Here is a 12,425-nt window from a genome sequence, read left to right as displayed (position 1 = left end):
ATATTAATGGTATTTTTTAATACGTCAAAAAACAAAACTGCCAGGACTCCCTAGCAGTTTTGTTTTTTATGCTTCTAATAAGAAAGCATGATAAGCTTTAACAGCTTCATATATATCAGCCTTGCTTGCTACTTCCCATGGAGCGTGCATGTTGTGTAGCGCAACACCACAATCTATAACCTGCATGTTATACTCAGCAAGTATATAAGCTATTGTTCCTCCACCGCCCTGATCAACCTTTCCAAGCTCTGCAGTCTGCCAAATAACTCCATGCTTTTCCATTATAGCTCTGAGTTCAGCTATAAATTCTGGATTAGCATCGTTACAGCCACCCTTGCCTCTAGATCCAGTATACTTATTAAATACTATACCTTTGCCAAAGTAAGCAGAATTCTTTCTTTCCATTACTGATGGGAAGTTTGGATCATAAGCTGCACTAACGTCAGATGAAAGCATCTTAGAATTTGCAAGAGCTCTTCTAAGTTTTATTGAATTGTATTGTCCACAAAGATCCATTACTTCTGCAACTACATTTTCAAAGAATTTTGAATGCATTCCAGTTGCTCCAACGCTCCCAATCTCTTCTTTATCAACAAATAAAGCTACACAAGTCTTATCTGTATTTTGAATCTTAACTAAAGCTTCAAAGGAAGTGTATGCACAAACTCTATCATCATGCCCATATGCAAGCACCATGCTTCTGTCAAGCCCATAATCTCTTGCTTTACCAGCTGGCACTATTTCAAGCTCAGCAGAAACAAAATCCTCTTCAACGATTCCATATTTATCGTTAAATATCTTAAGAACATTTGTCTTAACTCTGTCCTTAGCTTCTTTGTCTTCTACAGGCATGCTCCCAACCAATATGTTTAAATCTTCGCCTTCTATACCTTTATCAAGCTTCTTTTGCATTTGATCAGCTGAAAGGTGTATTAAAAGGTCTGAAATTCCTATAACTGGATCATTTTCATCTTCACCGATAACAACATCAACTTTGGTACCATCCTTCTTGACAAAAACACCATGTATAGCTAATGGAATAGTAACCCATTGATATTTTTTTATTCCTCCATAGTAATGTGTTTCCATCATAGCAAGATCGGTATCTTCATATAATGGGTTTTGCTTTAAGTCTAATCTCGGAGAATCAACGTGTGCCCCTAGTATTTTCATACCATTTTCAAATGGTTCTGTTCCAATAACGAACATAGCAAGAGTCTTATCCATATTATTAGCATAAACCTTATCACCTGGCTTTATGGAACCATTTTGTTTAATAACTGTTTCAAGATTTACGTAACCTTCCTTTTCAGCTAAAGTTATGAAATCCTTTACGCATTCTCTTTCAGTCTTACATCTTGACATAAAGTCTTTGTATCTGTCGCTTAATGCAAAAACCTTGACTAAATCCTCTTGTGAGTATTTATCCCAAGCATATTCATACTTCTTGCTTAGATTCAGTTTGTTTTCAGCCATGTGTAATACCCCCTCATATTCATTTTAGAGCAATAAAGATTATAAATTTTTATGCTCTTGTATTAAATTAACATAAGAATGTAAATTGTTAAATCCTTATGTTCTTATATGTATAGAATTTCCTACTTTCTAATTCTACCAAATTGTAAACAAAAAGACAAATCATAACCACTTCTTTTTTTTGAATATATATAATAATCCTAAGGAAATTAATATCATTATCCCAGTAATAACGTAATAACCATGTTCAAGTTCAACAAAGGGAATATTTTTAAAGTTCATCCCGTACATACTTGTTATAAGGTTTAAAGGTAAAAATACACTTGCAATCAAAGTGAAAATTTTCATAAGTTCATTTGTCTTATTAGATATTTCCGATTCAAAGGCTTCCCTAACAAGAGCTAAGTCCTGTACTAAACTTTCTAGTGAAAGCATGAGCTTTTCTATCTTACTGCTTAAATCCTTAAAATAGCTTGCATGATTATGATCAATAATATTATTTTCATTGCTTATAAGACTGTCGCCTATATACCTAAGCGGATTTAAATACTTTCGTATCTTGTAAACTTGTCTTCTAAGGTGTATAAGCTCTTCGAGCTGCTCCTGTCTCGGGCTCCTTAAAATACTTATCTCTATTTTATCGGCCTGAGCTTCCAAATCGGATATAACATCATAATTTCGTAATATTATTCTGTCTAATATGTAGTAGAGCACCATTGAAGCACATGGGCTCTCTTTTAAAAGAAAAGTGTTTTTGCATTCTAAGATATCTTCGATTAAATCTTTAGTTATATTCAAGTCTTCCTTATATACTGTTATTATATAATCCTTGCTTAAAAATATATTAAGTTCTTTAGACATAAGCTCTGAATGGTTATACTGAAGTATATTAAATACAATAAATGTGTACCCAGAAAAAAAGCTAAGTTTAGGGAACTGATCCAAATTTACGCATTCCTGTAAGCTTTCTTCATCTAACGCAAGAATGTCGCGCATTTTATGCAGCTCATCAGCTTTAAGCAATATCCAATAATGACTTTTACCTATTTCAAAATCATACTTTATCTCTTTAAAGCTGTTTAAAATATCTAATATAACCACTGAAGTCACCAGCCTTAACTGTTGTAATATGAAAGCTTAATTAGTAATTAAGTTTTCTATAAAAATATCATGTGCTTCCATTGGAACCTTATCTAATATCTGTATAGAATATGACAATGCAATTTTTAATGCATCTTTTTTAACTTCTTTTAAGAAGCTATCATAATAACCAGCGCCATAGCCAAGTCTTCCTCCGAATTTATCAAAAGCCAAACCAGGTATTAGAATTAAATCTATGGCTTCTGGTGCTATAGATTTCTCAAGATTCTCGGGCTCTAAAACACCGAAGTTGCCTTGATTTAACTCCTCGAGACTATTTATTTTAACTGCCTTCATGCCTTCGGTCCTGTTTATTACTTTAGGTACGCATACTGTCTTATTGTTAGCTAAAGCATGCTCTATAATCTTATGTGTACATACTTCTGAACCAAAGCTTACATATGAAAATAGTATCTTTGCATTGGTGTAGTATTCGCAGTTTATTACTTTTTTATAAATAACTTCATCATACCGGGCTCTTTTCTCGCACGTAATAGAATCTCTAAGCTCCTTCATATGTTCTCTAAGCTCTTTTTTATTCATTTTCATTACCCCAATCCAATCCTGCTATTAATTGTATCAACAGGAGTAACCTTGGAATTTAAGCTGTATCTGTAATTTGCGGCAGCAGCTTCTATTATTACTGCAAGGTTTCTTCCTGGTCTTATAGGGAGCACCATTCTCCTTACCGGAACATTCAGTATGTCTATAAAAGTTTGGTCTATTCCAAGTCTGTCATAGTTTTCTTCATCCTTCCATTGCTCTAGGTAAATTACCATATGGATAGTCTTTTCATTTAAAACTGAACTCAATCCATAAAGAGCTGGAACGTCTATAATTCCCATTCCTCTAACTTCCATCATTCCAGAAGTAATATATGGTGCTTTTCCTTTTAATATTCCATCGATTTCTTTTATATCAACAGCATCATCTGCTACAAGTCTATGTCCCCTCTTAATAAGCTCAAGGGCAGTTTCGCTTTTCCCTATACCACTCTCACCTGTTATAAGCATCCCTATACCGTATACATCTACCAACACACCATGCATCCTAGTTTCAGGTGCTAGCTTGTCATCAAGATAAGTTGTAAGTTTACTTATAAAGCGAGTTGTAATACTATTTGTCCTCACTACCCATCGCTGATATTCCTTTGCAGCTTCAATAAATTCCGAGTGAAGCTCCAAACCTCTACTTACAACTATGCATGGAGTTTCAAATTGGAAAAATTTTTTCAATCTTTTTTTTCTGAGTTCTGGCTGCATAGCATCTAAAAAACTCCACTCAGCCATGCCTACAATTTGAACTCTCCCATTTGCAAAATAGTTATAAAAGCCTGAAAACTGAAGTCCAGGCCTATTTATGTCACTTAATGTTATTTCTCTGCTTTCTTTTCCTTGAACTATTATTTCAAGCTTTAGGTCCTCAATTAAATTTTCTATTGTTACTGCCATTATTATTTCCCTTCATTTCTATAGTTTCAAGTTGTTGTCTGAAATTCCTTTTAACATTGTCTATATATCTTTGTCTGAGCTCCTTTTGCTCTAATTTTTCTTCTTCAGTAAGTCCAACCTCTTGACTCTTTTTATACAAATAATTGATTCTTTTTATTACTTCTTCTATATTCATAGTATTCCCTTCCTTCTGTTTACTTAATAAGCTGAAAGCTAGAGTCTGTAAGCTCAAAATTATCTTTTAGTCCTGGGGTAATATAAATTTTATTGTCTTTAGTGATGAATATTGCATCTACATCCTTTAAGTTCTTAGCGTAATCCATACCTTTTTCTAAACCTAATGCAAATATCTTTGAGAATCCATCACCATCAACAGATTTATTTGTAATTATTGTAACACTTAATAGATTATTATCAACAGGGTATCCTGTATCTTTATCAATTATATGATGATATATTTTATCTCCCTCTTTTATATATCTCTCATAAATTCCAGATGTGACTACAGTCTTGTTAGCCACTTTAACTGTTCCAACATGATTCCCTCTGTTTGTAAAAGGATGTTGTATTCCAATTGTCCATTGTTTTCCATCAGGCCTTTCCCCTAGAGTCATAACATTGCCGCCTAAATTCACTATAGCGTGCTGAACACCATTTTCTTTCAAAACTCTAATAGCTTCATCTGCAGCATAACCCTTTGCTATTCCACCAAGATCAAGCATCATCCCTTCTCTTTTTAACATTACCGTTTTTTCATCTTTACTTATTAATACATCTTTATAATCTACTAATGAAAGCTTAGATTTTATTTCCGTATTATTTGGAACCCTCACATTATCAAAACCTATATTCCACAACTTTACAATAGGACCTATAGTAATATCAAACTTGTTATAAAGACTGCTGAAGTATAGCCCTTTTTCTATAACTTCGAAAGTATCATCAGAAACTTTAACATATTTCTTACCTGCAGCATTGTTAATATCAATTACTTCACTATTATCTTTATTTATAGTCATTTTAGCTTCAATTTCTTTCAATCTATCAAACACCTTATTAAAATTACTATCCGATATATGATCATAAAGTTTAACAGTGCATACAGTTCCAAGAATGGTCTCGGTCTTATCTACTGGCTGTTCTGCTCTATATCTACATCCAGATAGCGCTATAGGTAAAGCTATAATAGAAGCAATCACTATTGATTTATATACTTTAGATTTATTCTTCATTTAAGTTCCTCCGTTTAATTTATGACAAAATATACTTGCTTATTATATCACAATTCATGTATTTTTAAGTAATTTTATGTATAAAATAAGTCGTAAATATATACATCGATAAACTATTAAAACATTTTCATGTTATCAAGTACATACGATAAAATATTTTTTAACAAATTATAAAAGCTAAAATTTATTGCAAACATTATATGAAAACCTTTTTATATGCTATATATTTTGAAAATTTAATAGTTTTTTGATAAATCATTAATAATTTCTAAAAATCTTTGCTATTTACCATGGACATGCATTGAATTTTTGTTTAAAATAATAGATGAAGATAAGTGAACTTGAATAAAAATTTATCAAGCTGATTTTTAGCTGAGGAGGTCTAAAATGGGAGAGGTCAAAAAGATAGTCATACTCGGAACTGGGTATGCAGGTGTTCATGCTGCAAAGCTATTGAGCAAAAAATACAAGAAGAATACAAATGTAGAAATTACATTAATAGGAAAGGATCCTTATCACACTCTAATGACAGAACTTCATGAAGTTGCTGGTGGAAGAGTTGAACAGGACAGCGTACAAATAAGCCTAAAGAGGATATTTAGTGGAAGAAGAGTAAATGTTGTATTAGATGAAGTTACAGCTATTGACTTTGAAAAGAGAACTCTTACTTCAAACACTGAAAAATATAGCTACGATTACCTTGTTTTAGGTACAGGAAGCGAACCAGCCTTCTTCGGAGTGCCTGGAGTTAAGGAAAATGGATTTACTGTTTGGTCTTTAGAGGATGCTCTAAGAATTAGAGAACATGTAGAAAACATGTTTAGAAAAGCTCAAAAAGAAAAAGATGCTTCAAAAAGAAGACGCATGCTTACATTCGTTGTTGCAGGCGCTGGCTTTACTGGAATCGAAACTGTTGGAGAGCTTCTTGAATGGAAGGATAAGCTTTGCAGAAATTACGAAATAGATAAGAAGGAAGTAAGCTTATATGTTGTAGAAGCATTAGATAAGATTCTTCCAATATTAAACGATGGGCTTATAGCTAAGTCTGAAAGATACTTAACTAAACATGGTGTTCAAATATTAAAGAGCTCACCAATAACAAATGTGGAAAAGGAATCCATAACTTTAAAAAATGGAAAGCAAATTGAAACTAATTCACTAATATGGACATGTGGAGTTCAAGCGAGCAAGTTTGCAGCTAATTTGGGCCTTAAAACTGCTAGAGCAGGAAGAGTTCAAACTAACGAGTACATGCAATCTGTAGACTATGGTAATGTGTATGTAGTTGGAGATAACTCTTATATAGAAGAAGAAGGAAAAGGCCTTCCTCAAATAGTTGAAACTGCACTTCAAACTGCAGAAACAGCTGTTCATAACATAGTAGCTGATATGGAAAAAGGTCAAAAGAAAGCACATAAGTCAAACTACCATGGCCTTATGGTTTCAATTGGAAGCAGGTATGCTGTTGCGAGCTTAATGGGTATGTCTATGTCAGGTTTTATTGCAATGGCTATGAAGCACTTAGTAAATCTTCACTATTTATTTGGGGTTGCAGGTTTTAATGCAGTATGGGCATATATAACTCACGAATTCTTTAACATACAAGAAAGACGTTCCATTATTGGAGGTCATGCTTCAACTAAGGCACATGCTTTCTGGCTGTTCCCACTAAGAATATTTATAGGTATTATGTGGCTATTAGAAGGTGCTAAGAAATTCTTTGGTGAAGAAACTTGGAAGGCAGCTACTGAAAGCTTTGGTACTATAAAGAATTTATTTAATGGTATTGGTACTGACAGTTGGTTAAAAACCGGAAATGTAAAGATGCCTTTTGAATGGTTACAAGCTGCCGGAACTTCAGGAGCTTCAGCTGCTGCAGAAGCAACAAGTGGAGCTTCAGCTGCTGCTGGTGCAGCATCATGGCCAACTCCAATAATTAGTGAAATGCCTGGTTTCTTTAAGGCTATCATGAAACTTATGATTCCGAATGCTGATATAGCAGTTTGGTTCCAAAGAATGGTTGTATTTATGGAAATAGGAATGGGATTAGCTTTACTAGCTGGCCTATTTACTTTCCTTGCTAGTGCTGCTTCTGCATTTATGGTAACTAACTTTATATTATCAGCTATGGCTGGATGGGAAATTTTATGGTACTTCTTCGGTTCAATAGCTTTAATGGCTGGAGCTGGAAGAGTTCTTGGTCTTGACTATTATGTCATGCCATGGCTAAAAAGATGGTGGAATAATACATCAATAGCTAGAAAAACTTACTTGTTTGTTGAACATGATTTAACAGAGGACTAATATAATAATTATTGTAAAAGCGAGGATTTCTCATGAAACTAAAACCATTGGATTTTGTTGTAATAGTAGTTTTAGTATTTATAGCATTGGGTTCCTCAGCGGTTGCATTTATCAACTCTCATAAATCCTACAATACTAAATATGTAGAAATTGAAGTTAAAGGGAAGCTTTTCAAAAGGCTTCCCTTAGATAATAGCCGTAATGAGAAAATCCAGATTGAAACAGATTTAGGCAGTAACATTGTAGAAATTACAAATGGTAAAGTCAGGATCTCTGATGCGGATTGTCCTGATAAAATTTGTATCCAGGATGGTTCTATAAGTAAGCCTGGTGATATATTGGTATGTCTTCCCCATAAGGTTGTTGTAAATATTAAAGGACAAAATTCAGAAACTGATGCATTGTCATTTTAATGGAGGCCATATGAAAAAAACACAAAAGTTAACATTTATTGCTGTGCTTGTAGCGCAGGCACTCATACTTTACTTAATTGAAAGAATGCTTCCTATACCATTTATAGCTCCCGGAGCTAAGCTTGGCCTCTCTAATATTATTACTGTAGTCTGCTTATACTTATTTAATCTTAAGGATGCTTTTACTGTAATAGTACTTAGAATTATACTTTCTACCCTATTTGGTGGATCTCTTTCAAGCTTCTTATACAGTATATCTGGAGGACTTTTAAGTCTTATCTCTATGTACTTTATTAAAAGAATTGGAAGGGACAATATAAGTATTATAGGTGTAAGTATAACCGGTGCTTTCTTTCATAACCTAGGACAAATATTAATGGCTGCGGCAGTTATTCGTAATATAAATATTATAGTTTATCTCCCTATTCTATCTGCAGCAGGTATAGGAACAGGTTTTTTTGTAGGCATTACTGCTAGATATTTAATGCTCTACGTTAGAAGACTGCCATTTTACTCAACCGTAAACAATAATAAATCTTTTAAGGGTGATTAAATGAACAGATTTTGGGATAAATATCCTTCCATAAAAATAGAGCTTGAAAAAGTAGTAGCTATTATGAAAGAAAACGCAAAAAACCGTGAAAAGACTATTGAGAATTCTATTCTTGGATTGATAGATTCAGGTGGAAAGTTGTTGAGACCAGGTTTTCTTATAATTTCAGGCAAGTTTGGTGAGTTTAATTCAGATAAGCTATGCAATCTTGCTGCTGTAATGGAAATGCTTCACATGGCTACTTTAGTTCACGATGATATAGTAGATGAAGCAAAGACAAGACGCGGCAAAGAAACAGTCCAATCAAAATACGGTAAAGATTATGCTGTATATATGGGAGATTTATTGTTTTGCAGATGCTTTATGGCATTATCAAATAATACTTCAATGGAAAATATGAAATTGCTTTCTGAAGCGATTTATAATATATGTACTGGAGAAATAGAACAGCTTACTTCTCATTTCTCTCAAGATATTAGTACCAAAAAATATCTAAAGAGAATTGCTGCTAAAACTGCAGAACTTTTTTCTCTCAGCTTCTATGTTGGCGCTTATGAAAGTTCCTGCTCTAACGAAATGATTAATAATTTATCAAAAATTGGATATGATATAGGAATGGCATTTCAAATAATCGATGATATATTAGACTATAACAGCAGCTCTGATATAGTAGGTAAACCGACTGGCAATGATCTTCGTGAAGGTATCTATACTCTTCCATTGATATATGCATTTAAGCAGGATAAAATCCGCTTAACACCACTTTTATCAAAAGATAATTACAGCGATGAAGATATTTCAAAGATAATTAGTATTACAAATGAATTAGGTGGAATAGATAAGGCAAGGGCCTTAGCAAAGAGATATACTGATAGAGCTTTTATAAGAATGGAAAAGCTACCAGATGGCGATAACAAACAGCTGCTTATAGATATTACTCAAAAGCTTTTGTGGAGAGAATATTAATCAAAGAAGATAGTGATAGATGTAATTCACTATCTTTTTATTTTTTCTATACAAAAGTTTGACTTTCTTCGTCAATTCCAGTTATTTACATGTATGTTATTTCAACAGGTTTTCTTAATTTTAAGAACTTATCTTTCCCATTGTTTTGTACAATTTGTTGGAAAAATAGGTATTAATGTAAAAACATATACATTAATGGCTTATGATTATTCTTTAAATATAAGTTAAATCTGGTAAAATATATTTACAGAGAAACTTAAGCATAAAGCTTATTTACAAGCGAGGGAAAATGTTATGGAGCTTAATATGTTACTATTGAGAGAAAAGATAGAACGGCTTAGAAATTTGTTATATAACCTAATAGGCAGCAACAAGCAACTTACAGATAAAACTATAGTGGATTGCAGCCAGGAGTTGGACAAGCTTCTTACCGAATATGAAAGGCATAAAAATAATATTTCACCTCAGGACGCGGCATAAATAAGCTATCCAAAATAATAAGCCACAAGCATATGCTTGTGGCTTTAAATTACTTTGGATATATACTCCCGACATGCCGTTAAACCTATTTGTTCATACCCGCATACTCGCAGGTGGGTTCTGCTCAACTGTTCTCTGCCTACTTCAAAAATCTAACATAGTATAAACCATACTAGGAAGCCTGACATCCTGCAGTGTTGTTGCAAATCCCTGATTGTTACTGTGGTTGAACGTTATAAGTCTTGCGTACATCTCAGGATTAACTGTAATTATATTATAACATTTTAATGAAAATTTTCAACTAGTATAGAGCTGTAAATGTTAACTGCTTTTGAATTTATTATGACTACATTTCTAATTCATCCAAAACCTTCTCAATCTCTACAGCTTTGCCTTTAGGGGAAAATGCCGCTACAAATTCATTATAGTTGTATTCCTCTTCATCAATTTCATAAGAAACAAACTGTGCATCTATATCAAGGTCTTCCATTATTTCTTCTATTACTTCTCCAGCAGTATCTACAGCTATGTCAGACAAATAAGGAAGGAAAAATTCTTCAAACCAAACATTGCTATTTTCTTCATCTTCACTTTCATCATTGGCATATGCCCTAGCTGCTTCTATTTCGTCTTCGTCAAAATCGTAAAAAAACCTAAGTACAATTGAGCCCTCTTTGTATTCAATTTCTTCTACTTGGGATAATTCATTTTTTTCTAATATACCTATTATCGACTTTTTATCCAATGTTTATTCCTCCAACACATATTTATACATATAATTTTAATAGTCTATTTATTTTAATTCCCAATAAGTTAAAAATTTATTCCTGATTATAAAGCAAATTCTTGTATTCTTTATTAACCTTTAAAAATTCTTCATCATCCTCAACTAAATTTAATACTTCCTTGCCCTCTTCTTGATCAACTCTGAATACAAAAGCATCCTCTTCGCTACCTTCTACAGGTGCGAGTATAAGATACTTTTGTTCTTCTATATATATTTCTGCAATAGCTTCAAAGTCAACCTTATTACCATCTTCATCCTTAAATGACATTATCATCTTTTCATCCATTGTATTCTCTCCATTCATTATGCTTTAAAAAAGCACTATTCTCTACTAAAACAGTTCAATAAATTTATTAACAAATTCATCTGCATTTTTAAAGTCTTCCTCATTAGGGACAAAATTAAACCTAAAACCTTGATCTACTGTTTTAAATTTTAAAGATTTTAATCTATCAGTCATCATTTGAACGCTTTCACCACTCCAACCATAGGACCCAAAGGCACCAGCTGCCTTTCCCCTATTAGTAATAGCGCAGACCAAGGAAAGAACATCCCACACTGGTTTAACAGCATCCTGATTTATTGTAGGTGATCCCATTATAATACCTGATGATCTTTCAATTAGATCTACAACACCTTCAAGCCTCATAGATGTAATTTCATGCGCTTCTGCTTTTATATGAATTTCGCTTAATTTTTCAGATAAATACTTAGCCATTCTTTCAGTGTTTCCATACGCTGACACATATAGGATTGCGACCTGTTTTTCTTTTGGAATATCTTGAGTAGCCCAGGCTCTGTAAAGATTCTGATACTTTTCAATATCATCTACATGCACTGGTCCATGGCTTGGTGCAACCATATTGTAATCTAAGCCATCTATCTTTTCTAAAGCGCTTATAACAAATCTCTTAAATGGCCCCATTATTACATCAAAGTAGTATTTCATCTCGTCAAAGTATTCATCGCCTACAATATCTAATATATTACCTGCTGGACAGTAATGGCATCCCATAAAATCACAGGTAAATAGTATATTTTTATCTTCTACATATGTAAATATAGTGTCTGGCCAGTGTAAATTTGGTGCAGATATGAATTTTAGAGTAGTCTCTCCTAGGCTTACAGGTTCTTTAAATTCTTGACTGTTAAAATTGAAGTTTGTTATTTGCTTGCTATACATTATAGCAGCCTTAGATCCTACTACTACAGCCTCAGGATAGTCTTTTATTATCCTTGCTAAAGAACCACTATGGTCTAATTCTGTATGTTGTACTACTATATAGTCTATCTTTCTTTCACCTATTACTTCTTTAATATTTGCTATAAATTCTTCGTAGTAGCCATCTTTTACAGTATCTATCACAGCAACTTTTTCATCAACTATCAAATAAGAATTATAGGTTGTCCCTTTTTTTGTTTCCATTATTATGTCAAATACTCTTAGCTCTGGATTACAAACACCAACCCAATAAATATTATCTTTAAGTTTTACACTTCCCATTTAAATACCTCCTATATATTACAATTACAAACATATTTATAGTTAAAATTTCCTTACCTTTGATATTTTATCACAATACTCGTTTTTTTCAAAGCTTATGCCAAAATTTAAGGGGAAAC

Annotated in this window: 14 protein-coding genes and 1 other RNA gene; 5 read left to right on the top strand and 10 right to left on the bottom strand. The window is 33.0% G+C overall.

Annotation, left to right across the window (positions count from 1 at the left end; genetic code table 11):
• Nucleotides 1–66: 66 nt before the first annotated feature.
• The 6 genes from NBE98_RS08840 to NBE98_RS08815 form a co-directional block, all read right to left on the bottom strand.
• The gene (locus tag NBE98_RS08840) at nt 67–1,476 is read right to left on the bottom strand and encodes an aminopeptidase (protein WP_250814585.1); all 1,410 of its coding nucleotides are present in this window, start codon (nt 1,474–1,476) and stop codon (nt 67–69) included.
• A gap of 162 nt (nt 1,477–1,638) precedes the next feature.
• Complete coding sequence (locus NBE98_RS08835; protein ID WP_250814584.1) at nt 1,639–2,577, bottom strand: magnesium transporter CorA family protein; 939 nt, start codon at nt 2,575–2,577, stop codon at nt 1,639–1,641.
• Between the two features lie 36 nt (nt 2,578–2,613).
• Nucleotides 2,614–3,159 carry a 5-formyltetrahydrofolate cyclo-ligase gene (locus NBE98_RS08830; RefSeq protein ID WP_250814583.1) on the bottom strand — a complete coding sequence of 182 codons (546 nt, stop codon included), beginning with the start codon at nt 3,157–3,159 and terminating at the stop codon, nt 2,614–2,616.
• Between the two features lie 5 nt (nt 3,160–3,164).
• Entirely contained in the window at nt 3,165–4,067 is a 903-nt protein-coding gene (gene hprK / locus NBE98_RS08825; RefSeq protein ID WP_250814582.1) for an HPr(Ser) kinase/phosphatase, read from the bottom strand.
• Complete coding sequence (locus tag NBE98_RS08820; protein ID WP_250814581.1) at nt 4,039–4,242, bottom strand: DUF896 domain-containing protein; 204 nt, start codon at nt 4,240–4,242, stop codon at nt 4,039–4,041. Before NBE98_RS08820 ends, hprK begins: the two co-directional genes overlap by 29 nt.
• 19 nt (nt 4,243–4,261) lie before the next feature.
• Nucleotides 4,262–5,299 (bottom strand): FAD:protein FMN transferase, encoded by a 1,038-nt coding sequence (locus tag NBE98_RS08815; protein ID WP_250814580.1) that lies wholly within the window; start codon nt 5,297–5,299, stop codon nt 4,262–4,264.
• Nucleotides 5,300–5,686: 387 nt separating this feature from the next.
• On the opposite strand from NBE98_RS08815, the gene NBE98_RS08810 reads away from it, so the two are divergent.
• The 5 genes from NBE98_RS08810 to NBE98_RS08790 all read left to right on the top strand — a co-directional run bounded on the left by NBE98_RS08810 (nt 5,687) and on the right by NBE98_RS08790 (nt 10,015).
• On the top strand, nt 5,687–7,603 hold the full coding sequence (locus NBE98_RS08810; protein ID WP_250814579.1) for an FAD-dependent oxidoreductase: 1,917 nt from the start codon (nt 5,687–5,689) through the stop codon (nt 7,601–7,603).
• A gap of 32 nt (nt 7,604–7,635) precedes the next feature.
• A complete protein-coding gene (locus NBE98_RS08805; RefSeq protein WP_250814578.1) occupies nt 7,636–8,016 on the top strand; it encodes a NusG domain II-containing protein in 381 nt (126 codons plus the stop codon).
• Between the two features lie 10 nt (nt 8,017–8,026).
• Nucleotides 8,027–8,569 (top strand): Gx transporter family protein, encoded by a 543-nt coding sequence (locus NBE98_RS08800; RefSeq protein ID WP_250814577.1) that lies wholly within the window; start codon nt 8,027–8,029, stop codon nt 8,567–8,569.
• Nucleotides 8,570–9,535: a polyprenyl synthetase family protein gene (locus NBE98_RS08795; protein ID WP_250814576.1), complete on the top strand. Its 966-nt coding sequence runs from the start codon at nt 8,570–8,572 to the stop codon at nt 9,533–9,535. It abuts the gene before it with no gap.
• Between the two features lie 294 nt (nt 9,536–9,829).
• Nucleotides 9,830–10,015, top strand: coding sequence for an aspartyl-phosphate phosphatase Spo0E family protein (locus NBE98_RS08790; RefSeq protein WP_250814575.1), 186 nt, complete (start codon nt 9,830–9,832; stop codon nt 10,013–10,015).
• 61 nt (nt 10,016–10,076) lie between these two features.
• Here the strand turns inward: NBE98_RS08790 and ssrS are convergent.
• The 4 genes from ssrS to NBE98_RS08775 form a co-directional block, all read right to left on the bottom strand.
• A non-coding RNA gene (ssrS, locus tag NBE98_RS22585) (6S RNA) lies at nt 10,077–10,278 on the bottom strand.
• A gap of 83 nt (nt 10,279–10,361) precedes the next feature.
• Nucleotides 10,362–10,760, bottom strand: a complete 399-nt coding sequence (locus NBE98_RS08785; protein ID WP_250814574.1) for a hypothetical protein — start codon at nt 10,758–10,760, stop codon at nt 10,362–10,364.
• 76 nt (nt 10,761–10,836) lie between these two features.
• Nucleotides 10,837–11,088, bottom strand: coding sequence for a DUF1292 domain-containing protein (locus NBE98_RS08780; RefSeq protein WP_250814573.1), 252 nt, complete (start codon nt 11,086–11,088; stop codon nt 10,837–10,839).
• A gap of 45 nt (nt 11,089–11,133) precedes the next feature.
• Nucleotides 11,134–12,306 carry an FprA family A-type flavoprotein gene (locus NBE98_RS08775; protein ID WP_250814572.1) on the bottom strand — a complete coding sequence of 391 codons (1,173 nt, stop codon included), beginning with the start codon at nt 12,304–12,306 and terminating at the stop codon, nt 11,134–11,136.
• Nucleotides 12,307–12,425 lie beyond the last annotated feature (119 nt).

Source organism: Clostridium swellfunianum, assembly GCF_023656515.1.
Lineage (GTDB): Bacteria > Bacillota > Clostridia > Clostridiales > Clostridiaceae > Clostridium_AT > Clostridium_AT swellfunianum.
Note: the sequence above shows the minus strand (reverse complement) of the source record. Positions and strands in the feature narration are given on the sequence as shown.